At 44.2% G+C, this 23934-nt stretch carries 23 protein-coding genes; all 23 read left to right on the top strand.

Annotated elements, in window-relative coordinates; genetic code table 11:
• Positions 1 to 2 precede the first annotated feature (2 nt).
• The 23 genes from dapG to BK120_RS19710 all read left to right on the top strand — a co-directional run bounded on the left by dapG (position 3) and on the right by BK120_RS19710 (position 23781).
• Positions 3 to 1217, top strand: a complete 1215-nt coding sequence (dapG, locus tag BK120_RS19605; protein ID WP_076269196.1) for an aspartate kinase — start codon at positions 3 to 5, stop codon at positions 1215 to 1217.
• Positions 1218 to 1242: 25 nt separating this feature from the next.
• Positions 1243 to 2118: a 4-hydroxy-tetrahydrodipicolinate synthase gene (dapA, locus tag BK120_RS19610; protein WP_076269197.1), complete on the top strand. Its 876-nt coding sequence runs from the start codon at positions 1243 to 1245 to the stop codon at positions 2116 to 2118.
• A gap of 433 nt (positions 2119 to 2551) precedes the next feature.
• On the top strand, positions 2552 to 4231 hold the full coding sequence (locus tag BK120_RS19615; protein ID WP_053375776.1) for a ribonuclease J: 1680 nt from the start codon (positions 2552 to 2554) through the stop codon (positions 4229 to 4231).
• Between the two features lie 216 nt (positions 4232 to 4447).
• Entirely contained in the window at positions 4448 to 5185 is a 738-nt protein-coding gene (locus BK120_RS19620; RefSeq protein ID WP_076269378.1) for a ClpP family protease, read from the top strand.
• Complete coding sequence (locus BK120_RS19625) at positions 5182 to 5394, top strand: YlzJ-like family protein (protein WP_076269198.1); 213 nt, start codon at positions 5182 to 5184, stop codon at positions 5392 to 5394. The genes BK120_RS19620 and BK120_RS19625 overlap by 4 nt, the downstream gene beginning before the upstream one ends.
• 81 nt (positions 5395 to 5475) lie before the next feature.
• Entirely contained in the window at positions 5476 to 8154 is a 2679-nt protein-coding gene (locus tag BK120_RS19630) for an FtsK/SpoIIIE family DNA translocase (protein WP_076269199.1), read from the top strand.
• Between the two features lie 118 nt (positions 8155 to 8272).
• Positions 8273 to 9058 (top strand): spore cortex-lytic enzyme, encoded by a 786-nt coding sequence (sleB, locus tag BK120_RS19635; protein WP_076269200.1) that lies wholly within the window; start codon positions 8273 to 8275, stop codon positions 9056 to 9058.
• Positions 9059 to 9205: 147 nt separating this feature from the next.
• Positions 9206 to 10480: an EF-P 5-aminopentanol modification-associated protein YfmF gene (gene yfmF / locus BK120_RS19640; RefSeq protein ID WP_144376799.1), complete on the top strand. Its 1275-nt coding sequence runs from the start codon at positions 9206 to 9208 to the stop codon at positions 10478 to 10480.
• A gap of 3 nt (positions 10481 to 10483) precedes the next feature.
• Positions 10484 to 11770: an EF-P 5-aminopentanol modification-associated protein YfmH gene (gene yfmH, locus BK120_RS19645; protein ID WP_076269201.1), complete on the top strand. Its 1287-nt coding sequence runs from the start codon at positions 10484 to 10486 to the stop codon at positions 11768 to 11770.
• Positions 11767 to 12513, top strand: coding sequence for an elongation factor P 5-aminopentanone reductase (gene ymfI, locus BK120_RS19650; RefSeq protein WP_076269202.1), 747 nt, complete (start codon positions 11767 to 11769; stop codon positions 12511 to 12513). The genes yfmH and ymfI overlap by 4 nt, the downstream gene beginning before the upstream one ends.
• Positions 12514 to 12621: 108 nt before the next feature.
• Positions 12622 to 12873 (top strand): DUF3243 domain-containing protein, encoded by a 252-nt coding sequence (locus BK120_RS19655; protein ID WP_076269203.1) that lies wholly within the window; start codon positions 12622 to 12624, stop codon positions 12871 to 12873.
• A 189-nt stretch (positions 12874 to 13062) separates the two neighbouring features.
• Positions 13063 to 13830 carry a DUF3388 domain-containing protein gene (locus BK120_RS19660; RefSeq protein WP_076269204.1) on the top strand — a complete coding sequence of 256 codons (768 nt, stop codon included), beginning with the start codon at positions 13063 to 13065 and terminating at the stop codon, positions 13828 to 13830.
• 18 nt (positions 13831 to 13848) lie between these two features.
• Positions 13849 to 14793 carry a helix-turn-helix domain-containing protein gene (locus BK120_RS19665; RefSeq protein WP_076269205.1) on the top strand — a complete coding sequence of 315 codons (945 nt, stop codon included), beginning with the start codon at positions 13849 to 13851 and terminating at the stop codon, positions 14791 to 14793.
• 28 nt (positions 14794 to 14821) lie between these two features.
• The gene (locus BK120_RS19670) at positions 14822 to 15316 is read left to right on the top strand and encodes a YajQ family cyclic di-GMP-binding protein (protein ID WP_076269206.1); all 495 of its coding nucleotides are present in this window, start codon (positions 14822 to 14824) and stop codon (positions 15314 to 15316) included.
• Between the two features lie 251 nt (positions 15317 to 15567).
• Positions 15568 to 15711, top strand: a complete 144-nt coding sequence (locus tag BK120_RS35330) for a hypothetical protein (RefSeq protein WP_179089831.1) — start codon at positions 15568 to 15570, stop codon at positions 15709 to 15711.
• On the top strand, positions 15708 to 16283 hold the full coding sequence (pgsA, locus tag BK120_RS19675) for a CDP-diacylglycerol--glycerol-3-phosphate 3-phosphatidyltransferase (protein WP_076269207.1): 576 nt from the start codon (positions 15708 to 15710) through the stop codon (positions 16281 to 16283). Before BK120_RS35330 ends, pgsA begins: the two co-directional genes overlap by 4 nt.
• A gap of 92 nt (positions 16284 to 16375) precedes the next feature.
• Positions 16376 to 17626, top strand: a complete 1251-nt coding sequence (locus BK120_RS19680; protein ID WP_076269208.1) for a competence/damage-inducible protein A — start codon at positions 16376 to 16378, stop codon at positions 17624 to 17626.
• 259 nt (positions 17627 to 17885) lie between these two features.
• Positions 17886 to 18935, top strand: coding sequence for a recombinase RecA (recA, locus tag BK120_RS19685; protein WP_054028920.1), 1050 nt, complete (start codon positions 17886 to 17888; stop codon positions 18933 to 18935).
• A gap of 79 nt (positions 18936 to 19014) precedes the next feature.
• Positions 19015 to 19719, top strand: a complete 705-nt coding sequence (locus BK120_RS19690; protein ID WP_256710954.1) for a regulatory protein RecX — start codon at positions 19015 to 19017, stop codon at positions 19717 to 19719.
• 181 nt (positions 19720 to 19900) lie between these two features.
• A complete protein-coding gene (gene rny, locus BK120_RS19695) occupies positions 19901 to 21445 on the top strand; it encodes a ribonuclease Y (protein ID WP_076269209.1) in 1545 nt (514 codons plus the stop codon).
• 89 nt (positions 21446 to 21534) lie between these two features.
• Positions 21535 to 22329 (top strand): TIGR00282 family metallophosphoesterase, encoded by a 795-nt coding sequence (locus BK120_RS19700; protein ID WP_076269210.1) that lies wholly within the window; start codon positions 21535 to 21537, stop codon positions 22327 to 22329.
• A 137-nt stretch (positions 22330 to 22466) separates the two neighbouring features.
• On the top strand, positions 22467 to 22727 hold the full coding sequence (locus BK120_RS19705) for a stage V sporulation protein S (protein ID WP_006036664.1): 261 nt from the start codon (positions 22467 to 22469) through the stop codon (positions 22725 to 22727).
• A gap of 112 nt (positions 22728 to 22839) precedes the next feature.
• Complete coding sequence (locus BK120_RS19710; protein ID WP_076269211.1) at positions 22840 to 23781, top strand: dipeptidase; 942 nt, start codon at positions 22840 to 22842, stop codon at positions 23779 to 23781.
• The last annotated feature ends 153 nt before the right edge of the window (positions 23782 to 23934 follow it).

Consider the following 23934-nt stretch of genomic DNA (forward strand, 5'->3'; position numbering starts at 1 on the left):
ATATGCGCATCCTGATTCAAAAATTCGGGGGCACCTCTCTTTCTACCGATCATGCCAGAGAACACGTAATTAGTCATATTACCAGAGAACGCAGCAGTGGCTTTGCTGTAGTCGTAGTCGTATCTGCTATGGGGCGTAAGGGAGATCCTTACGCAACGGATACCTTGCTTCAGGTTATACGTGATAATGGCGACAGGCTGCCAGCGCGTGAGCGAGATATGCTGCTAGGCTGCGGAGAAATTATTTCCGCAGCCGCTTTATGCAGCTTGCTCATTGCGAGCGGCATTCCTTCCGTTGTCCTAACCGGAGGACAGGCGGGCATGATTACTGACGAGCAGTATGGGCAAGCCCGAATCAAAGAGATTCGGCCAGATAAGGTGCTTCATCATTTACGTGAAGGAACCGTAGTAATCGTAACAGGTTTTCAAGGAAGCACAGCATTAGGAGATACGACAACACTTGGCCGCGGTGGAAGCGATACTTCAGCTACAGCATTAGGTGCTGCGCTGCGCGCTGAAATGGTCGATATTTATACGGATGTTAACGGAATTTTAACGGCGGACCCTAGATTAGTCGAGGAGGCGAAACCGCTTCCTGTCGTAAGCTATGCTGAAATATGCAACATGGCAAGGCAAGGAGCTAAGGTTATCCATCCTCGTGCCGTTGAGATTGCTCAGCAGGCTCGTATACCGCTCCGCGTTCGTTCTACCTTCTCAAATGAAACAGGCACATTAGTAACTGATTCAGCTGAGCTTAAGGCTGAGCTGGCGGTTAAGGATCGTCATGTTACAGGAATTGCCCATGCATCAGGGATTACTCAAATATCAGTAAAGGCTATTGAAGGCCGAAATGATGTGCAGCTGCAAGTGTTTCAATCTATGGCTAAGCATCATATTAGTGTTGATTTTATTAATGTAACGCCAAGCGGTGCAGTTTATACCGTATTTGATCATGATGCTAAACGTGCAGTTGATGTACTGAAGGAATGCGGCTTTGCACCTTCAGCTATTAATGGCTGTGCTAAAGTATCCGTCATCGGCGGTGGTATGAATGGAGAGCCAGGCGTTATGGCGCGTATCGTGGAAGCGCTGACGGAGCAGGGCATTTCAATCATGCAATCGGCTGATTCTAATACAACGATATGGGTGCTCGTACGTGAAGCGGATATGGTAGAGGCACTTCGTTCTCTGCACGCGAAGTTCGAGCTTCATCGATAGAGCAACTTTTTTGGGAGGAATTCAGATGGAATTTGGAAGACTAATTACCGCAATGGTAACCCCATTTGATGCGGACGGTCATATTGATTGGGAAACGACAGCAAAATTAATTGATTATTTGATTGAGGAGCAGCAAAGCGATAGTCTTGTCGTTTCAGGTACGACTGGCGAATCACCGACGCTCTCCGATGAAGAAAAACTGGAACTGTTCCGATTCGCTGTTAAGCATGCGAATGGTCGTTGCAAAATCATTGCTGGTACGGGCAGCAACAACACAGCCCATTCCATCCATCTGACAAAAGACGCAGAAGCAGCTGGCGTTGATGGCATTTTGCTTGTAGCTCCATATTATAACCGTCCTAGTCAAGAAGGACTTTATCAGCACTTTAAGGCTATTGCTGAAGCAACAAAATTGCCTATTCTTTTGTATAATGTGGAAGGTCGTACGGGAGTCAACATCTCTGTCGAAACGACGCTTCGCTTAGCACAAATCGACAATGTTGTGGCGACAAAAGATTGTGCTTCAACAGATCAATTAACTCAAATTATTAGTGGTGCTCCTGCAGGTTTTAAAGTATACAGCGGGGACGACAGTGCTACACTGCCTGCTTTAGCTATTGGAGCTTACGGAATCGTTAGCGTTGCGGGACATGTCGTTGGCGCGCAAATGAAACAATTAATCGAAGCCTATGTGAACGGAAACGTTCAGGAAGCTGCTCGAATAAATGGTATTTTACATCCAATTTTCAGAGGTTTATTCTATTGTCCTCATCCTGTACCTAATCCTGTGGCCGTGAAATTTGCACTTGGCTTAAAAGGTTTGCCAGTTGGAGGAGTTAGACTTCCGCTTGTTACTGTGACCGAGGCTGAGGCCGCATTCTTACGCAATTTACTGGTGTAAATACACGTAATCGTTGATTGCAGCCGGTGCATCCAGCATCGGTTTTATTTTTTTGGGAAGCATATTGCATAATAGCAATATCGTGTTTCACTTGTATTCCAGCTTTTTCTTCATGTATAATGATTTCAAGTGACTGGGTGCGGCAAATATTTGGAAATGAAATTAACGTCAGAGCGGCATCTGACGATAACAACGCATAGGTAAACAATGTTCGGCATTAATTACCTATGGATCCGTACAAAATAAATATTGCTTTTCCATATTACGACAATACTTACGAGGCCATTATAGCTTCGCAATAATAATTAGATGCTTACGGAGCCGTTCGCTTCGAAATATTTAAGAAAATGCTTACAAAGCTATTTTGCTTCGAAAATTAACCCAATGATTACGAAGCGAATTTCGCTTCGCAAAATTTTAAGGAGGAAAACACTTGTCTAAGAAGAACAACCAGGATAAATTGCTCATTTTTGCACTAGGCGGAGTTGGCGAGATCGGGAAAAACATGTACGTCATCCAATATAACAATGATATCGTTGTAGTTGACTCAGGACTTAAGTTCCCTGAAGAGGACATGCTCGGAATCGATATTGTTATCCCAGACATCTCTTACCTAACGGAAAATCGCGACAAAGTTCGCGGAATTATTATTACACATGGTCACGAGGATCATATTGGCGGTTTGCCTTATGTACTAAAAAGCTTAAATGTGCCATTATATGCAACAAAACTAACACTCGGACTTATCGAAGGAAAATTGAAGGAAGCGGGCTTGCTCGGGGAAACGAAACGTATTCTCATCAATGCAGATAGCGAAATTCAATTAGGCACGATTCGTGCATCCTTCTTCAGAACGAACCACAGTATTCCAGATTCCGTAGGTGTTAGCTTGGATACACCGGAAGGTACTGTTGTTCATACAGGTGACTTTAAATTTGACCATACGCCGGTGAATGAGCAATTTGCTGACTTGCAGCGTATCGCTGAAATTGGCAAGCGCGGCGTTTTGGCTCTATTGTCAGACAGTACAAATGCTGAACGTCCAGGATACACACCATCTGAAGCACAAGTTGGCGATAATCTAGAGGATATTTTCCGCAAATCATCACAACGCGTTGTCGTAGCAACTTTTGCTTCCAATGTACACCGGATTCAACAAATTATAAATGCAGCTATTGCAACAAAACGTAAAATTGCGGTTGTTGGCCGCAGTATGGTTAACGTTGTAGGTATTGCTTCTGATCTTGGCTACTTGAATATTCCAGAGGGAATGATTATTGAGCCGGAAGAAGTAAACAAATTAGCTGCTGATCGTGTTGTTATTTTGTGTACAGGCAGTCAAGGCGAGCCGATGTCGGCGCTTACTCGCATGGCACGATCGACACATCGCAAAGTAGATATTTTACCAGGCGACACCGTCATTATTGCGGCAACACCGATTCCGGGCAACGAAAGATATGTTGGTCGTACTGTTGATGAATTATTCCGCCTTGGTGCAAATGTTATTTACGGAAATGGTTCCGTTTCAGGCGTTCACGTATCTGGTCACGGCAGCCAAGAAGAACTTAAGCTTATGCTTAACTTGATTAAACCAAAATACTTCATTCCTATCCACGGTGAATATCGTATGCTTCGTCAGCATGCGAAGCTTGGAGAAGCAATCGGAATTGAGCGTGAGAACATCTTCGTTATTGATAACGGTGATACAGTTGAGTTCCAGAACGGCAGCGGCCGCAAAGGCTCGAAAGTACAAGCAGGAAACGTATTGATTGATGGATTGGGCGTAGGCGATGTTGGTAACATTGTATTGCGTGATCGCAAGCTTTTGTCGCAAGATGGCATTTTGGTCGTTGTTGTTACATTAAGCAAGCAAGATGGCGCGATCTTGTCTGGTCCAGATATTATTTCTCGCGGTTTCGTTTATGTTCGTGAATCCGAAGGTCTTCTTGATGAAGCCAATCGCATCGTAACATCGACGCTTACACGTTTGATGAATGATAAAGTAAATGAATGGGCATCGCTCAAAACGAATGTGAAGGATGCGCTGGGTCGTTTCTTGTACGAGCAGACTCGTCGTCGTCCAATGATTTTGCCAATCATTATGGAAGTTTAACATATAAGTAATTAATGAAAAGAATCGCTTGTCCTTTCCGCAATTGCCGCGGCGGACACAAGCGATTCTTTTTTTATGTAAAAACCGAAACCGTTTCTGATTGGTTTGTCAAATCAAGAGATCTAGACTGTATTTTGTATAAATTTTTGACCAGACCTCATACTATGACGAGCATCATCATAAGAGGGGGATATTTAAATGAATGGTCACACAAACATGCAGTTTACTTCAGAGCAGCCTGAACAGCCTATTCCAGACGATAAAAAAAAGACGAATGCTGTTGTCGAAACGATTCAGCAGCTTGGTCAGACAGCGGTTCCTGCATTGACGGAATCCAATATCTTTTGTATGACCATCATTGGGCAAGTGGAGGGACATCTCGTTTTGCCTCCGCAAAATAAAACGACTAAATATGAGCATCTTATTCCACAACTCGTAGCAGCTGAACAAAATCATAAAATTGAAGGTGTGTTTATCGTTCTGAATACTGTAGGCGGCGATGTTGAGGCAGGACTCGCAATAGCTGAAATGATTTCATCACTCAGCAAGCCAACCGTAACGCTCGTGCTTGGCGGAGGACATTCCATAGGTGTTCCGATTGCCGTAGCTGGCGATATGTCATTTATTGCAGAGACAGCAACGATGACGATTCATCCAATTCGTCTAAATGGTTTAGTGATCGGTGTACCACAAACCTTTGAATATTTGGATAAAATGCAGGAGCGCGTCGTACGATTTGTAACATCGCACTCGAACGTGACGGAACATACATTTAAAGAGCTCATGTTCAAGACGGGGGAGCTTACTCGGGATATAGGAACTACGGTTATTGGGTCTGATGCAGTCAAGCATGGTCTGATTGATGCCGTTGGCGGCTTGGGTGAGGCGTTAAAGGAATTAAACCGAAGAATTGAGGCTTCCAAGCTCGGCAGAATTGAGGTGAATATTCAATGACACTTTATACGAATATGCCTCTTGAGGTTGTACTGGAGGGCTTTAATGACGAAATGGAGCAATCGCAAGAGGTATGGTCAAATGGTGTAAAGATGCAGGTGACTCCTATCGCACCGGGAATGGGCAAAATTATTCGTTTATTAGATTGCAGCCTCGACGACTATCTCAATCCAAATTTAATGCCGGGCACGATTGTGAATTATAAATAAGGAACAAACAAATGTTCGTGCAAATGTCTCATAGGAACATTTGCCCACCTATGGTATAATCTTTTACCAGAGGTGACGGATTTGGCAAAGAAAAAGAGACGTAAAAAATCAATTGGCACAAACTTAAAATATGAAGTATATGGTATTTTGCTTATTACAATTTCAATTATTGCCCTCTCTGGAGAGGCGGCTGTCGGGCGCTCGTTATCCAAGCTGTTTGGGCTTGTGCTCGGCAAGTTTTATTTTGTATTAGCACTAATTGGGATTGTCATTGGACTTGCGGTCATGATCAAACGCGCTTGGCCTAAAGGATGGACGAACAAGCGAACAGGCTTGTTTATCATGGTGCTGGCTTTTACACTCATGAGCTCCATATCTGAAATTGATCAAAAGCTGAGCCCTACGGTTGATTTGACAGGGTCGAGTATTTTTAATCAGCTTAGCAGCGATTTGAAATTATCTTTAATAAGTGTACCGGCCGAAAATGATTTACCGATCAGAGACAAAGAAATAAGCGGTGGTTTTGTAGGCGCTATTCAATATTCATTATTTTTCTCTTTGTTTGGGTATTATGGCGCGAAGCTTATTATGTTTGTTATGTTCGCGATCTCTATCATGCTTATGACAGGTAAGTCATATGTGGAGTTAGGGAGATTGGTTACGACCCGAGGCAATCGTATGTTCAAGCTGCTTGCAGCTAAATGGAAGAAGAGGGCTTCCCTGCGTGCTGCCGCAGCAGCACAAGCGAGTGCCAACGTTGGACAGGCTGATTTCGATGATGATGATGAAACAATTGATGACGATCATGAAAGTTATGTTGCTGCTCCTCCTAAGAAGAAGAAGAGAAGATCCTTGTTTTTCTCTTGGAGACAGGATCAAGATGAAGAAGAGTCTGATATATCCAGTCATCCGCAGGATGAATGGGTGTTCGAGCCAAATGGAACGGATACGCTTGCAAGCGCAAAGCCTGCCTGGCAAAATGATATCGAACCGCCTTGGGAGAAATCCGGCGCTGATTTACATACAGATTTGAATCCAGATATACATGAGCATGACAGCACGCCGCCATGGGAAAATGCTGGTGATGGTCTTATAATCGACCATGAGCCGCTTGTAGCTAATCGTGATGAAGCATGGAACCAAACGAATCCTATTCAGGAATTAGCCAATTCAGAGCTGCATAACGATACTCTGGAAGAGGCTGAGGATGATGATACGGATTTATTGGAGCCTGAAATAATCGCGGCTGGTGCTAATTCTTCAGAAGCGCTTGTGTATGAGGAAGATACGGAGCAATTGATTCCGAAACGTCCTATTGCCGAAGAGAACGCACCTAAGCCTTACCTGCTGCCGCCTTTTACGCTGCTTACTAAACCGAATTTAATGAGTAAAAATGCAGATGCGTCCGACATGTACGATTCTCGCCGAAAGCTGGAGGCAACGCTGGAAAGCTTTGGCGTACGTGCCAAGGTACTGGATGTTGTTCGCGGGCCAGCAGTAACGCGTTATGAAGTTCAGCCGGCAACGGGCGTTAAGGTTAGCCGAATTGTTGGTTTAACGGATGATATCGCTCTTGCGCTAGCAGCTAAGGATATTCGGATGGAAGCACCGATTCCGGGGAAATCAGCCATAGGGATAGAAGTACCAAATATGGAGGTCTCCGTCGTAACGATGCGCGAGGTAATGGAAACCACTGCGTTTCAAAATGCTGCATCCAAATTGTCTATCGCGTTCGGCCGAGATATATCAGGACAGACGATCGTAGGCAACTTAGCCAAAATGCCCCATTTGCTTGTAGCAGGTGCTACAGGTTCGGGTAAATCCGTTTGTATTAACGGCATTATTACGAGTATTTTGTATAAGGCTGCGCCAGACGAGGTTAAATTTCTTATGATTGACCCAAAAATGGTTGAGCTGAACGTATACAATGGGATTCCGCATTTGCTCGCTCCTGTTGTTACGAATCCTAAGCGTGCTTCTCTGGCTCTAAAGAAAATCGTTGTTGAGATGGAAAGCCGCTATGAGCTTTTCTCCAAATCCGCAACTCGCAATATCGAAGGCTACAACAATTTAATGGCCGATAATCCTGCAGCTGTTCTTCCTTATATCGTTGTTATTGTGGACGAGCTTGCTGACTTGATGATGGTTGCTGCAAACGATGTAGAGGACTCCATTGCAAGGCTAGCTCAAATGGCGCGTGCAGCTGGCATTCATCTTATCATTGCAACGCAGCGGCCATCAGTCGATGTCATTACGGGTGTAATTAAAGCGAACATTCCTTCCCGAATTGCTTTCGGCGTATCTTCTCAGGTAGACTCCCGAACCATTCTTGATATGGTTGGAGCGGAAAAGCTGCTTGGCCGCGGTGATATGCTTTTCTTGCCGGTTGGAATGTCGAAGCCGATCAGGGTGCAAGGAGCCTTTTTATCCGACCAGGAAGTAGAATCATTAGTAAACTACGCACGCGGTCAAGCCGAAGCGCAGTATAAAGAGGATCTTGTACCGGAAGTTGAAGAGGAATCAACGGATGGGAACGAAATGCTGGACGAGCTTTATGATCAGGCGGTACAAGTGATATTGGAAGCGAAGCAGGCATCGGTTTCCTTACTGCAGCGCCGTATGAGAATTGGTTATACTAGAGCGGCAAGATTGATCGACCAAATGGAGGCTCGCTCTATTGTTGGTCCTTATGAAGGCAGTAAGCCACGGGAAGTGCTAATTACACTCGATCAATTTCAAGCTGGAAGAGCTAGCTCATAATTTCCGAAGTTTGCAGAAAACGGAACGAAGTGCATAGAAGTGGGATCAACTTCTCATACTAAAGTTAGGTAACGCTACCTTAAGCGAACTAACTTGCAAGAGAAAGGCAGATCCCATCATGAGAAATCGTTTGATTTTGGTGACCTCGATTATCGTGCTGTTGTTGTTCGGTTCCTTTTCGTTACTGAGCGGAAAGCATGACGGAGTAAAGGAAACGTTCAGCAACGCCACCTTAACGGTAGGCTCAACTGGACAAGACGTAAAAGAATTGCAAGGACGGCTAAAGCACCTCGGTTATTTTAAAGGTGATATAGACGGGAAGTTTGGATCGAGCACAAAAAATGCAGTCACATGGTTTCAATGGAAGTTTGGGCTTAAATCGGACGGTATTGTCGGTGCCAAAACAAAGCTGAAGCTTTGGGAAGCAACAAAAAAATGGACGCCATCAGCAGCAGCCCCGCCTGCTTCCGGTTCTAATTCTGGCGGTAAAGAAGATGCTGGTTCTTCCGGCAATAAGGCACCCATTGGAGGTTCCAACCGATTAGGCTTGTCGGAAAATGACATACAGATAATGGCTAATGCCGTATACGGTGAAGCAAGAGGCGAGCCGTATGAAGGCCAAATCGCGGTTGCTGCGGTTATCATTAACCGTATGAAGTCTCAAAGTTTCCCTAACACGATTTATGGCGTCATCTTCCAGCCTGGTGCCTTTACAGCGGTTGCTGACGGGCAAATTTGGCTCACGCCTAATGCGAAAGCGCGCGAGGCAGTTATGGATGCCATTAACGGCCAAGATCCTTCTGGCGGTTGTCTTTATTATTTCAATCCAGAAACAGCAACCTCGAAATGGATCTGGACAAGAACACAAATTAAAACAATCGGCAAGCATATATTTTGTATGTAACTATAAGCCATTCTCGAAAGGAAGCAGCCGTTACTGCCTAGTGCAGCAGTGGTTGCTTCTTCCATTTCCTATAGGTTAGAATGGTATAGTGATTTGTTTAATGGAATAGATTTACTCTATAACGCGCCGTTGAAAGGAGCAAACCGAGTGTCCACATTTGAAAGAGGTCAGCTGCAGCGCATTCGTCTGCATGTATTGCCTACAAAACGATTCAAAACGTTTGCCATTTCGTTATTTGCGGGACTTTCACTTGAAGAAGCAACAGTAACACCGGTTGCTCTTATTCCGTTTGTACTGAGAAGAGGCACGGCGAAATTACCAGAAACGATTACTTTTCGTGAGAAGCTTGACGATTTATATGGAGCAGGCTTTGGGTTTGATGTATATAAAAGAGGCGACTCTCAGATCGTCCAATTTCGAATGGATGTCATAAATGATGAGTTTGTTTCATCCGATACTCCACTTCTTGCAGAATCGCTGCAATTTCTAGGTGATGTAATAACAGATCCGCTCATAGATCAGAATGGTTTCCATCAGAAGTATGTAGATGCCGAGAAAACGACGCTCAAAAAACGTTTAGAGGCGATCGTAAATGATAAAATTCGATACGCCGCTGAGCGCTGCTTGGAAGAAATGTGCGCGGATGAGCCTTATCGTTTGCATCCACTAGGCAAGCTTGCTGAAATCGAATCCATTACCTCATCTTCACTTTATGATTCCTATTTGCAGTGGCTGGATAATGCAGCGCTTGACTTGTATGTCGTTGGAGATACGACGCTTGAGGAAGTAACGGAGCTTGTGTCGAGCGCCTTCAAGCTGAAGGATGGTTCACCATCTGCTTATTCAACGCCTAACATCCACCACCCTGTTAAGGAAGTAAAACAGGTTACAGATCGGATGGAAGTGAGTCAAGGTAAGCTGAACTTAGGACTTCGTACGGGAGTCGGGTATGTTGACGATGCTTATCCAGCTGCATTAATGTACAACGGCATCTTAGGCGGATACCCTCATTCGAAGCTTTTCTTGAATGTCCGCGAGAAAGAGAGCTTGGCTTATTACGCTGCATCCCGTCTTGATGGACATAAAGGGTTATGCACAATTCAATCCGGAATTGAGTTTGCAAATTACGAGCGAGCGGTTGCGATTATTAAAGAGCAGCTTGAAAGTATGCGTCAAGGAAATCTCTCGGAGCTTGAGATGAACCAAACCAAGGCGATGATATCCAATCACCTTCGTGAGCTTCAAGACTCAGCATATGAGATGATTGCTTATGATTTTAATGGCGTGTTAACGGGTAAAGATCGAAGTGCAGAGCAGTTGCTTGAACAGGTTCAAGCGGTAACAGCTGAGGATATCGTTAAGGTTGCAGAGCAAGTACAGCTCGATACGATTTACTTTTTGCGCGATCGAAAGGAGGCATAAAAGGTGCAAACCCTAAATTATCCAAATGTTCAGGAAACTTTGTATCGTGAAGTGCTTGATAATGGACTTGAAGTTATCGTGCTTCCGAAGGAAGGCTTTCATAAAACGTACGCGACATTTTCAACAAAATATGGTTCCGTTGACAACCGTTTTTCAGTTGGCAGCCAGCCGCCTGTAAAAGTGCCGGACGGTATTGCACATTTCTTGGAACATAAAATGTTTGAAGAGCCTACAGGCGATATTTTCGCAGTATTTGCCTCTCAAGGTGCATCGGCTAATGCCTTTACGAGCTTTGACCGAACCGTATACTTGTTTTCGGCAACGGAGCAAATCAACGCTAATTTAGAGACGCTTATCAATTTTGTTCAGAACCCTTATTTTACGGATACAAATGTGGAGAAGGAAAAAGGGATCATTGAGCAAGAAATCAATATGTACCGCGACAATCCGGATTGGAGAGTCTATTTTGGATTGATTGATGCGCTTTATCATGAGCATCCTGTTCATATTGATATCGCCGGCACTGTCGAGTCCATCAGACAAATAGATAAGGAAACGCTATATCGCTGTTATGAAACGTTTTATCACCCATCAAATATGTTGTTGTTTGTTGTTGGCGGAGTGAAGGCGGAGGAAGTATTCCAGCTTGTCCGCGACAATCAAAATAGCAAGTCGTTTGAACCTCAAGGACCGATTGAACGTTACTTCGAGAAAGAGCCGGAAACAGTGAAAATTGCGCGCAAGGTAACGGAGCTTCCTGTATCATTGCCTAAATGCATGCTGGGCTTTAAAGAAAAGCAGACAGGTCTTGAAGGGGAAGCGCTTCTTCGTCAAGAAGTAACGACCAAGCTGATGTTGGATGCTTTGATTGGACCTAGCTCTAAGCTTTATCAGCAGTTGTATGAAAATGATCTGATCTCTGATTCATTTGGAAGCGAGTATAATTCGAGCACGGGTTATGCTTTCTCCGTTATCGGCGGAGATACTCCAAATCCTGATGAGCTTATTAAGCAAATCCGAACAGCGGTTGAAGCCGTTTTGGTAAGCGGTATTGAGCCTACTGCTTTTGAAAGATCCAAACGTAAAAAAATCGGTGGATATTTGCGTATGCTTAACTCCCCAGAAGCAATTGCCGGTGAATTTACAAGATATCGATTCCGTGACAGCGACATGTTCGACGTCCTCGATTTCTATGAGAAATGTACACTTGAACAAGTGAATGAACGGCTCCGCGAGCATTTTGATTTCGATCAGCTTGCAGTTTCCATTGTGGAACAGCCTTCAAAATGAAGACGCTCCAACAGATGACGGTTCTTATTACGGGGGGAAGCCGCGGCATCGGAGCAGCTATTGCTAAACGATTTGCAGCGGAAGGCGTAAATATCGTTATCCATTACTTGCAATCTCATGAGACAGCAAATGAAACGGCGCGGATGTGTATGGCTCTTGGCGCGAATGTGTTAACCATTTCTGCTGATCTGCGCTCTAAGGAGCAGCTGGAGCGGATGCGGGAGAAGCTGGAGAGCCATAATATGCTTCCCGATATATTGGTTAATAATGGCGGAATTTCACATTATGGCATGTTAATGGATGTGACAGAGGAAGAATGGGATGATGTGATGGCGGTCAACCTCAAAGGAATGTTCCTTTGTTCGCAGCTATTTATGCCGAATATGATTGCACAGCGCTTTGGCCGCATCATAAATGTTTCTTCTATTTGGGGAATGTCAGGTGCTTCGTGCGAGGTTCTCTATTCCACGACAAAGGGTGGCATGAACGCCTTTACTAAGGCGCTGGCGAAAGAGCTGGCGCCGACAGGCGTTACGGTCAATGCGGTTGCTCCTGGTGCAGTTGAGACAGAAATGATGGATGGGTTCAATGCGGAGGAAAAGGCAGCTATTCAGCAGGAAATTCCGGTTGGACGTTTTGGTTCAACAGATGAAATTGCCTCACTTGTTTATTTTCTTGCACTGCCGGAATCTTCCTATATTACGGGCCAAGTCATTAGTCCGAATGGCGGATGGCATACGTAGTCGGTGGCTGCTGCTTCTTGGGACAAGCTTGTTGCATAATTAGAACAGTGTTTACGCATCATATGACTGTTGATGATTTTTTTCTATACCCTTAGGAGGCGAAGAAACATGTCAACCGTACTTTCTAATTTTGCAACATGGAAGCAATTTTTGGCAGAGCGCGTATCGCAAGCCAAAAAAATCGGCATGACGGAAGAAACGATTTCAAGCTTAGCTTACGAAATCGGTACTTTTCTCGACGAGAAGGTCGATCCGAAAAATGAGGAAGAACGCGTATTGAAGCAGCTATGGGACGCTGGCGATGAAGCAGAACGCAAAACACTTGCATGCTTAATGGTCAAGCTCGTTCAGGAGTCTTAGCAGCAATCGTACGAAATCGTCATCTTCCTTAACAGAAGCAGAAGCAGAAGAGCCTCCTCTAGGAGGCTTTTCTGCAATGTTTCTTTTTGGGTTGCAGGATTGTGACGAAACTTGTAGAATTATGTTTCATGATGTATGTAATCTTCTTTTACATACTTCTACAAGAACAGGTTTAGGACGGTGACCGCATTGGAATCGAAACAATGGTACATGGAATACAAAATACATAAAAACCGCCCGGGTTTGCTTGGAGATATCGCCTCATTGCTCGGTATGCTTGAGGTTAATATTATGACAATTAACGGTGTGGAAGATAGAACAAGGGGCATGCTGCTTCAAACTGACGATGATGAGAAGATTGAATTGCTTGGCAAAATGCTGCAAAAAGTAGATAATATTACTGTTAATAAACTGAGAACGCCTACAATTGTAGATATTTTGGCAGTGCGCCATGGACGCTACATTGAACGTGATTCTGATGATCGCAAGACGTTTCGTTTTACACGCGATGAGCTGGGCATTTTGGTCGATTTTTTGGGTGAAGTGTTTAAACGAGACGGCAATCAGGTTATAGGAGTAAGAGGGATGCCGCGAGTTGGGAAGACGGAATCCATTATTGCAGGAAGCGTATGCTCGAACAAACGATGGTCCTTTGTGTCCTCCACCTTATTGCGCCAGACGGTTAGAAGCCAGATGTCAGAGGACGAAATGCAGCCGAATACAATCTTTATCATTGATGGTATCGTCAGTACGATTCGTTCAAATGAAAAGCATTACAGCTTGCTTCAGGAAATTATGGCTATGCCATCAACTAAAGTAATTGAGCATCCGGACATATTTATTAAGGAATCCAATTACGATTACAGCCATTTTGATATTATTGTTGAATTACGGAACAACCCAGATGAAGAAATTTCTTATGAGTCCTTTACAACTAACTATACAGACGATTTCTAATCGGAAGGAGGCCGTCTCATGTCTGACTTAGGAGAATTGCTTCGCAAGGCGAGAGAGCAACGTGGATTAACGCTTGACGATATTCAAGAAACGACAAAAATTAGAAAACGGTATTTGGAAGCGATTGAAAGTGGAGACCACACGGTTTTGCCTGGTCCTTTTTATGTACGAGCATTTGTGAAAAATTACTCAGAAGCTGTTGGGCTTGATCCGGACGAAGTGCTTCGTTTGTATCAGCATGAGGTGCCTGCAGCGCCGGTAGAACAAATATCTGAGCCGATTGTATCAAGATCACCAAGACGTGTGCAGTCCCAGTCTTCAGAAAGACTAGGGAAAATCGGCTTCAATGTGATGATGTGGTCGTTTCTTATTTTAATTGTTGTCGTCATCTGGGTGTATGTTATTAATAATGACACAGGTGGTGCCAAACAAACCGACAACAATACCAATATCACGGAAGTTTCAAAACCTCCAGCTACGAATGAGGGAGGAACCGCGGGTGGCAACGAAAACACGCCAACCGACAATCCAACGCCGCCAACACCAACACAAGCACCAACGACGGTTACTTTCGGAAGCAAAGTAGGCAAAGCGGATCAATATGATATCGGTCCTGTTGGCGTTGCCCATAAGGTTGAGGTTAAAGTGAGCGGCGGAAGAAGCTGGTTAGAGGTACGTTCAAACAGCAATCAAGGCGAGAAGCTTTATTCTGCGAATGCTGAGGACGGCAGTGTTGAATCATTTGAACTTACGGGTCCGCTTTATATCAATGTTGGTAGAGCAGATTTAACGGAAATTAAGGTTGATGGGGTTATTGTTCCTGACGGGGACAGAGCGGGCTCGAAGAAGCTGCTGCTTAAACCTCTAATTGACGAAAACGCTGCAACAGGTGGAAATACTGAAACTGGAACTGAATCTGGCACTAACACAGGTACGGGAACGAATCAAACGAAAACGGAATAATGATTACCGTAACAAAGGAGAGATTGAATTGGCATCAGAAAATGCATTTGATATTGTATCCAAGGTGGATATGCAAGAATTAGCCAATGCGATAAAGCAGGCGGAGCGGGAAATTGAAACACGCTTTGATTTTAAAGGTAGCAAGAGCTCCATTGCGCTTGAGAAGGAAGATCTTGTTGTTGCTTCAGAGGATGAATATAAGCTTAAGAGTGTGCTGGACATTTTATTATCCAAAATGGTAAAACGCGGAGTTCCAATTAAAAATATGGACTACGGAAAAATTGAAGGTGCTTCCGGCAATACGGTTCGTCAGCGTATTAAGCTAAGACAGGGTATTGAGCAGGATGTTTCAAAAAAAATTAATATTCTTATCCGCGATTCAAAGCTGAAGGTAAAAAGCTTGATTCAAGGCGACCAACTGCGCGTTTCCGGAAAAAGCTTAGATGATTTGCAAGCTGTTATGAAGCTGCTTAGGGAAGCAGATTTGCCTGTAGAGCTTCAATTTACTAATTATCGTTCCTAACAAGCAAAAACGCCTTCAGCGTCCTCTGGATGCTGAAGCAGCTTTGGCGAAGAAATATAAGATGAGTAGGTACAAAATATATACTTTCTTATATTTAAAAAGGCTTCGTTTCATCGGTTTCCGAGAAACGGGGCTTTTCGTTTTGGTAAAGCCATAGATGAAAAATGAGGCTTTAGCCGCTTTTGACACGTGTAATGGCATGTATTATACTTGTTTAGACAGCTTTACAGTTGGATCTGGGGGATACATAGATGAGAGAAAAAACACATGCGGTCACTCAAAGCTGCTTAACAAATGAATTGCAGCTGGGACAAAAATCTGATTTTTTTTACAAACAAAGGGTTCGCGTAACGCACACCTATGAGTTAGATCGATCTGAGGAGGGAATTGCGTGAATCTGGCGAACCGCATTACACTAGCCAGAATATTTTTGGTGCCGGTTATTATGTTTTTTCTGCTTATTAAAGTGGATTTGGGGTCGTTCACGATTTCTGACTTCTCCATTACATACAATCAAATTGCAGCGGCACTCATTTTTATTGTGGCAGCAAGCACAGACGGTCTAGATGGTTATATTGCAAGGAAAAACAAAATTGTAACTAACCTCGGCAAGCTGCTTGACCCTTTGGCGGATAAGCTTCTCGTGGCGGCAGTTCTCATTTCACTTGTTGAAATGGATAAACTTAATGCGCTGATTGCAATTGTTATTATCAGTAGAGAGTTTGCTGTTACAGGCCTTCGTCAAATCGCACTTTTAGAGGGTTCTGTTATGGCTGCCAGCACTTGGGGGAAATGGAAGACGGCGATTCAAATTACGATGATTATCGCTCTTCTTATTAATAATTTCCCATTCAATTTTATTGATTTTCCATTCGATGTTGTTGCAAGCTGGGTAGCAGCTGCTATTACAGTTTACTCAGGCATTGATTATTTCTTGAAAAACAAACATCTGATTCCGGTAGAATAATGGTAAAGCATCTTTCCGTCAAAAAGGGGAGATGCTTTTGCTTATATGTCTTTAATTACTCATACATTTGAATATGAAGGAGAACTTGAATCATGAAAGCAGAAATTATTGCAGTCGGGACAGAGCTGCTGCTCGGGCAAATTGTTAATACGAATGCTCAATACTTATCGCAGAAGCTTGCAGAGTTAGGTGTAGACGTCTATTTTCAGACTGTAGTTGGGGATAATTCTGCTCGCCTGAGGCAAGCCATTGAGATCGGCAGAAGCCGTGCGGATTTGCTTGTTTTTACTGGCGGACTCGGACCAACACAAGATGATCTTACAAAAGATGTATTAGCTGATTATTTGAACCGTGAGCTGAGTATTCATGAGCCGTCTATGTCCGCAATTGAGCAGATGTTCAGCTCGCGCGGCATTCATATGGTGGAGAGCAATCGTCGTCAGGCTTTGATGATCGATGGCGGGGTTCCGTTGGAAAATACTACAGGCTTAGCTGTTGGCAACGGTTTGTCTGTTGATGGAACACTTTATTTGCTGCTGCCTGGACCGCCGCGTGAAATGAAGCCGATGATGGAAGATGCCGGTGAACGGTGGCTGCGTTCGATGATGGGAGAGGCCAATCCGCTTTATTCTCGCATCTTAAAGTTTGCGGGGATAGGTGAATCCAACCTCGAAGCTAAGCTTCTGGATCTGATTGATGGGCAGCTTGATCCTACGATCGCACCATATGCAAAGGAAGGCGAGGTTTCGATACGCGTATCGACCAAAGCGAGCTCTTCCATTGAGGCTGATCTGAAAATCGATAAAAGTGTGCAGCAGATTAAGGATCGGGTAGGCGAATATTTGTATGCAGAGCAGGATATCCCTCTGGAGGAGGAGGTTATACACCTGCTGAGAGCCTCAAGACGCAAGCTGGCGAGCGCGGAAAGCATTAGTGGGGGTTTGCTTGCCGAGCTAATTACAAACGTTCCTGGAAGCAGTGGAGAGTACGTAGGAGGGGTTGTCACCTACACCAATATAATGAAGCATCATTTGCTCAGCATTCCGATGACTCAACTTGAAGGCGAAGGGGCTCCTGGAGCGATTAGCGATTCGACTGCCGCTTTAATGGCAGAGCGGGTTCGAGAACTCTCCGATGCTGATTTTGGCGTTTCTTTGACAGGGGTTGCTGGACCAGCGCAATCAGAAGGCAAGCCAGTGGGGCTTGTCTATGTAGGAATTGCCGAACGCGGCAAACCGACCGCTGTTCATACGCTGAATTTGAGCGGCGGCAGAGGCATGATCAGAATGCGAGCAGTAAAGTCTGCTTTGTATCGTTTGTGGCTTGCGCTGCAAGCACGGTAATTTTGCTGATTAGGAATGGCAGATGCATGTTTGGCAAATGGATGATTGCCATAAATAATGTTTGTCAATTGACGGTTTGACCGTTATAATAAAGCTTAGTTATCGGAAGAACCGTAGCGAAGATTACCTTTGCTGCGGTTTTTTTTATGTCCATTTAAGGGGGCGAAGCGAAAAGGCGAATGTATGTTCGAAAAAATGCTTGTCAACCTGCCGGAAAAAAGGTATCATAAAATTATAAATAAAGAAGGATGTGAGTTTCTTGTCGGATCGTCGCGCTGCACTAGAAATGGCTTTGCGTCAAATTGAGAAACAATTTGGTAAAGGCTCCATCATGAAATTGGGAGAATCCACACACATGCAAGTTGAGACCGTGCCTAGCGGTTCGCTTGCTCTAGATATTGCTTTGGGAATAGGCGGATTACCGCGTGGACGGGTTATCGAAATATATGGACCAGAATCTTCTGGTAAAACGACAGTTGCGCTTCACGCGATTGCTGAGGTTCAAAAAATTGGCGGACAAGCTGCCTTTATCGATGCCGAGCATGCGCTTGACCCGCTTTATGCAAGCAAGCTTGGTGTAAATATTGATGAGCTATTGCTTTCGCAGCCTGATACAGGCGAACAAGCTTTGGAAATTGCCGAAGCTCTTGTAAGAAGCGGCGCGGTAGATATTATCGTTATTGACTCCGTTGCGGCACTTGTACCGAAAGCTGAAATCGAAGGCGACATGGGTGATTCTCACGTAGGTCTTCAAGCTCGTCTGATGTCTCAGGCTTTGAGAAAACTATCGGGAGCAATTAGCAAATCGAAAACAATTGCGATCTTTATTAACCAATTGCGTGAGAAAGTCGGCGTTATGTTCGGTAACCCCGAGACAACACCAGGCGGACGCGCATTGAAATTCTACTCGAGCGTACGGCTTGACGTTCGTCGTATTGAGACGCTGAAGCAAGGCAATGACATGATCGGTAACCGTACTCGTATTAAGGTTGTTAAGAACAAGGTTGCTCCACCGTTTAAGCAAGCTGAGGTGGACATCATGTACGGCGAAGGTATTTCCAGAGAAGGTACGCTTGTTGATATCGGTGTTGAGATGGATATCGTTCAGAAGAGCGGAGCATGGTTCTCTTACAATGGCGAGCGTCTGGGCCAAGGTCGTGAGAATGCGAAGCAATATTTGAAAGATCACAAGGATGTTGCCGAAGTTATTGAAAAGCAAATTCGCGATGCGAGCAACTTATCTGCAGCAGCAACTCAGGCTAATTTCAAACCTGATGAAGATGATGAAGAGTTCGAAGATCTAGAATAAATTGTCCGGCAATTATACGTGTTGATGCTTCGCCGTCCTGTTAGGGACGGCGAAGCTGTGTTTAGAGAGGATGTACCGTATGACCCAAAGCCATTCAAGAACCGAAGAAGAATGGATGATATTATCCGTTAAGCAAGACAAAAAAGAACGGAAGTTATACCATCTTTTTGCCGAGTCAGAGAAAGCTATTCTGTCCGTGCATGAAGATATATTGATTCGTTATCGATTGACCAAGGGACAACTTGTAACCGAAGCTCAGGCCGATGAAATACGAATGGAAGATGAGCGTTATCGGGGATATATAATGGCTATCGCATATTTGGGAGCAAGACCGCGAACGAGAAAGCAGATTGAGCAATATTTGAATCGCAAGTTTTTTGAAGCTGACAATATTCAGTATGCCCTTGACCGTTTAGAAAGAGAGCATATTGTGGATGATGAACAATATGCACGCCAATTTGCGACCAGCCGGCTTAAGAATCGCTTAAAGGGTCGACGGTTCATTCAGCAAGAGCTGCAGCAGCGAGGCGTGTCGAAAGAAGCCGCAGCAGAAGCAATCGGTTCACTGGACCAGAAAGTGGAATTAGCATCTGCTAAGAAGGCTGCGGAGAAGAAATGGCGATCTTTAAAAGGTGAACCATTTGAGAAAAAACGTAAGCTTATGGGGTATTTAATGCGCAGCGGCTTTCCGGGAGATATCGTGAAAGATGTGATAAAGTCGATCGATCTGGATGGGGAAGAAGACTCATTCGAGGAAGATGATGGGCTTTTGCTTGACAATTGATTTTACGAAAAGATAAAATGAGGTTGTATTCCTTCATTATTGAATCAATTTTCCTTCCAAAAGTTGATTCAATACGATTATTTTCGTCAAATTAGTAAATGTTTAAACGGTTTGAAGCCGGTTGAAAACCTAATATCATCCCAAGCAGTGCCTTGGTGTATGCAACAAGGAGGTGAACAAGATGCCTAATGAGATCATTTGGATCTTGATCTGTCTCTTTGTTGGCGCAATATTCTTTGGGATTGGTTATTTTATTCGAAAGTCGATTGCCGAGGCCAAAATTTCAAGTGCTGAGCAAGCTGCTATTGTAATCGTAGAAAATGCGAAAAAAGAAGCGGAAGCTCAGAAGAAAGAAACTGTGCTAGAGGCAAAAGATGAAGTCCACAAACTTCGTTCCGAAGCCGAGAGAGACATTCGTGAACGTCGCAACGAGGCTCAACGTCAGGAAAGACGTTTGCTCCAAAAAGAGGAGTCGCTGGATAAAAAGTTAGAAGCGCTAGAACGCAAAGAAGAAACTGTAGCCAACAAAGAAAAACGGATCGAAGAAACGCAAGAGCAGATCGACTCCATTTACAAGCAACAGTTAAGTGAATTGGAACGTATATCGAGTCTGACAACGGAAGATGCGAAATCGATCATTTTATCCAATGTTGAACAGGAAGTACGACATGAGACAGCACAGATGATTAAAGAGATCGAGCAGCAAGCGAAAGAAGAGGCCGATAAGAAAGCCCGTGATATTATATCACTAGCTATTCAGCGCTGTGCGGCAGATCATGTGGCAGAGACGACGGTTTCCGTCGTAACCTTGCCTAATGAAGAAATGAAAGGCCGTATTATTGGGCGTGAAGGCCGTAATATCCGTGCTTTGGAAACATTGACTGGTATCGATCTTATTATCGACGATACACCGGAAGCGGTCATTTTATCTGGTTTCGACCCGATAAGACGCGAAATTGCCCGCACTTCTTTGGAAAAGCTTGTGGCTGACGGTCGTATCCATCCTGCCCGCATTGAAGAAATGGTTGAAAAATCTCGTAAAGAAGTGGATGAGCGTATCCGTGAATACGGTGAGCAAGCTACTTTCGAGGTTGGCGTTCATAGCTTGCATCCGGATTTAATCAAGATTTTAGGTCGATTGAAATATCGGACAAGTTATGGTCAAAACGTGCTGAAGCACTCAATGGAGGTCGCTTACTTGACTGGATTGATGGCAGCAGAGCTTGGTCAAGATGTTACGCTCGCAAGGCGTGCAGGCTTGCTGCATGATATCGGTAAAGCGCTTGACCACGAAGTTGAAGGATCACACGTTGAGATCGGCGTTGAGCTCGCTAAGAAATACAAGGAGCATCCTGTCGTTATTAACAGTATTGCCTCCCATCACGGTGATACGGAAGCCACTTCCGTTATCGCGATGCTCGTAGGAGCAGCAGATGCATTGTCCGCTGCACGCCCTGGAGCTCGTCGTGAAACGCTTGAAACGTATATCAAACGTCTGGAGAAGCTAGAAGACATTTCCGAATCGTTTGAAGGCGTTGAAAAATCATACGCGATCCAAGCTGGCCGCGAAGTGCGCGTCATGGTGCAGCCAGAGAAAATCGATGATACAGAAGCATTCCGACTCGCTCGTGATATTACGAAAAAAATCGAGAGCGAACTTGATTATCCGGGACATATTAAAGTTACGGTTATTCGTGAGACACGCGCGGTTGAATATGCAAAGTAAGTAAACAAAAAAATATAAGCTTTTCAGAAAAGTGGCTGCTAGTTAGCCACTTTTCTGTTTGCAGGCGTACAAAAAAGGAAGTGTAATGAATGAACGTATTATTTATCGGCGATATCGTAGGCAATGTAGGAAGAAGCGCGTTAAAGCGAGTACTGCCAGCACTTAAAAGTAAATATAACCCTCATATTATTATTGCGAATGGCGAGAACGCCGCTGCTGGGCGTGGGATTACAGCAACCATTGCTAAGGAATTTTTCGAATGGGGAATCCATGGCATAACGATGGGCAACCATACGTGGGATAATAAAGATATTTTTGAATGGATCGACGACGAGCCGCGCTTGGTTCGCCCAGCAAATTATGCAGAAGGCGCTCCTGGACAAGGCATGGCTTTTATTAAGGCTGGCGGAAAGCAGCTTGCTATTATTAACTTGCAAGGCCGCACCTTTTTACCGCCAATCGATTGTCCATTCCGCAAAGCAGACGAATTGATCGAAGAGGCAAAAGAGCAAACGAACAATATCCTTGTCGATTTTCATGCGGAAGCAACCTCGGAGAAAATCGCGATGGGATGGCATCTCGATGGCAGAGCTTCTATCGTCCTTGGCACGCATACGCATGTACAAACGAATGATGATACGATCCTGCCTGGGGGCACGGCTTACATAACAGATGTTGGCATGGTTGGCCCTAAAGAAGGAGTACTTGGCATGGAGCGAAACGCCGTTTTGCATAAATTTATTACGCAGCTGCCGGTTCGTTTTGTAGTGGATGAAGGAAAGTGGCATTTGCATGCAATCACTGTTCAAATCGATGATGCGACGGGTCAGGCACGGAAAATTGAGAAAATTCGTCTTACGGAAGATGAATGGCTTCTGATGTAATACTATGATTCTAGTGAAAGTTCTGACAATTCAGAACAGTTTGTTAATATGCGGAATAAAAGCAGGAATTTTTTAAACTCCCTCGAATACTATTTAAAAGTGGAATCCATCCAACAGTCCAAGGGGAGGTTCTTTTTATGGATGTATTAAAAGTTTCAGCAAAGTCCAATCCAAATTCCGTTGCAGGTGCGCTAGCTGGCGTTCTTCGTGAACGTGGTGGTGCGGAGCTGCAAGCCATTGGTGCTGGTGCGTTAAATCAAGCGATCAAAGCAGTTGCGATTGCTCGTGGATTTGTCGCTCCCAGCGGGGTGGATTTAATTTGTATACCGGCTTTTACTGACATTGTTATCGATGGGGAGGATCGAACAGCAATCAAATTGATTGTTGAACCTCGGTAGCAAGTCCAAGCGGCGTTAAGCTGTAAGCCAATTGGATTAAAAAACAATCGTTCGCCTGTTTACGTCGTAGACAGGTTTTTTTGCTGCAAATTATAAACGGTGAGGTGCGTCTATGAAAGTGGTAGATTTCCATTGCGATGTGCTATGCAAACTGTTGATTGATGAAAATTTATATTTTCAAGGCAATAAGCCCGGCAAATTAGATGTTACATACGAGCGTTTAAAGGCTGCAGGAACGATCTTGCAAACTTTTGCAATCTATATTCCACAATCAATGAATGGTCGACTAGAGCCGATTTTGGAGAGTGTAGATCGTTTTCACCAAATGGTGTTAAGCTGCGAGGACATGGTGTGGGTAAGGACAACCCATGACTTGGATTCTTGTATTAAGGATGGAAAAATCGGAGCATTACTGTCGCTTGAAGGTGTTGATGGTCTTCAAGGCCAAATGTCGCTGCTTCGCATCATGCATCAATTAGGCATACGTGCAGCTGGAATGACATGGAATCACGCGAATTGGGCTGCAGACGGAGCGATGGAGCAGCGCGGCGGGGGCTTGACCGCAAAAGGGAAATTGCTAGTAGAAGAATGCAATAATTTGGATATACTAATAGATGTATCACATTTATCTGAACGTGCGTTCTGGGATGTTGCTGAGCTTTCCAAGAGACCGATCCTAGCTTCTCATTCAAATGCAAGAGCAATCTGTGATCATCCACGTAATTTGAGGGATGCCCAAATTGAAAAAATAATTGAGATGCAAGGAGTAGTCGGGGTTACTTTTGTGCCTTGGTTTGTATCCAGCGCGGAAGTCGTTGTCATTGATGATTTATTGCGTCATATTGAGCATATTTGTGAGCTAGGCGGAGCATCGCATATAATGCTCGGCTCTGATTTTGACGGAATTGATAGTTATATGAAACAGTTAACGCATCCTGGAGAACTCATTAATCTTCAAGAGGCACTTCTTAAACGTTATTCTGAGCAGCAAACCGAACAGTTTATGTCCGGTAATGCACTTCGTTTTCTTCGGGAAAATCTCCCTTTTAACTAAAATGAATTCGATCTATTTGCGGTATGGGATTGATCGAAACAAACTATGCTTATATTAAGCGTTTACATCTTGATTTTTATAGATATGCGCTTTAAACTTGTTGTGACTGTTATGAATTATACTATATAATTACTTGATGAAATAGAATATTGC

It is taken from the genome of Paenibacillus sp. FSL A5-0031 (assembly GCF_001956295.1).
In the GTDB taxonomy this organism is placed as follows: Bacteria; Bacillota; Bacilli; order Paenibacillales; family Paenibacillaceae; genus Pristimantibacillus.

Bases quoted from the DNA above. Each gene is read 5' to 3' on its own strand.
- dapG (WP_076269196.1), top strand. From the start codon at position 3: ATGCGCATCCTGATTCAAAAATTCGGGGGCACCTCTCTTTCTACCGAT.
- dapA (WP_076269197.1), top strand. From the start codon at position 1,243: ATGGAATTTGGAAGACTAATTACCGCAATGGTAACCCCATTTGATGCG.
- BK120_RS19620 (WP_076269378.1), top strand. From the start codon at position 4,448: ATGCAGTTTACTTCAGAGCAGCCTGAACAGCCTATTCCAGACGATAAA.
- BK120_RS19625 (WP_076269198.1), top strand. From the start codon at position 5,182: ATGACACTTTATACGAATATGCCTCTTGAGGTTGTACTGGAGGGCTTT.
- sleB (WP_076269200.1), top strand. From the start codon at position 8,273: ATGAGAAATCGTTTGATTTTGGTGACCTCGATTATCGTGCTGTTGTTG.
- ymfI (WP_076269202.1), top strand. From the start codon at position 11,767: ATGAAGACGCTCCAACAGATGACGGTTCTTATTACGGGGGGAAGCCGC.
- BK120_RS19655 (WP_076269203.1), top strand. From the start codon at position 12,622: ATGTCAACCGTACTTTCTAATTTTGCAACATGGAAGCAATTTTTGGCA.
- BK120_RS19665 (WP_076269205.1), top strand. From the start codon at position 13,849: ATGTCTGACTTAGGAGAATTGCTTCGCAAGGCGAGAGAGCAACGTGGA.
- BK120_RS35330 (WP_179089831.1), top strand. From the start codon at position 15,568: ATGAGAGAAAAAACACATGCGGTCACTCAAAGCTGCTTAACAAATGAA.
- BK120_RS19680 (WP_076269208.1), top strand. From the start codon at position 16,376: ATGAAAGCAGAAATTATTGCAGTCGGGACAGAGCTGCTGCTCGGGCAA.
- BK120_RS19690 (WP_256710954.1), top strand. From the start codon at position 19,015: ATGACCCAAAGCCATTCAAGAACCGAAGAAGAATGGATGATATTATCC.
- rny (WP_076269209.1), top strand. From the start codon at position 19,901: ATGCCTAATGAGATCATTTGGATCTTGATCTGTCTCTTTGTTGGCGCA.
- BK120_RS19700 (WP_076269210.1), top strand. From the start codon at position 21,535: ATGAACGTATTATTTATCGGCGATATCGTAGGCAATGTAGGAAGAAGC.
- BK120_RS19705 (WP_006036664.1), top strand. From the start codon at position 22,467: ATGGATGTATTAAAAGTTTCAGCAAAGTCCAATCCAAATTCCGTTGCA.
- BK120_RS19710 (WP_076269211.1), top strand. From the start codon at position 22,840: ATGAAAGTGGTAGATTTCCATTGCGATGTGCTATGCAAACTGTTGATT.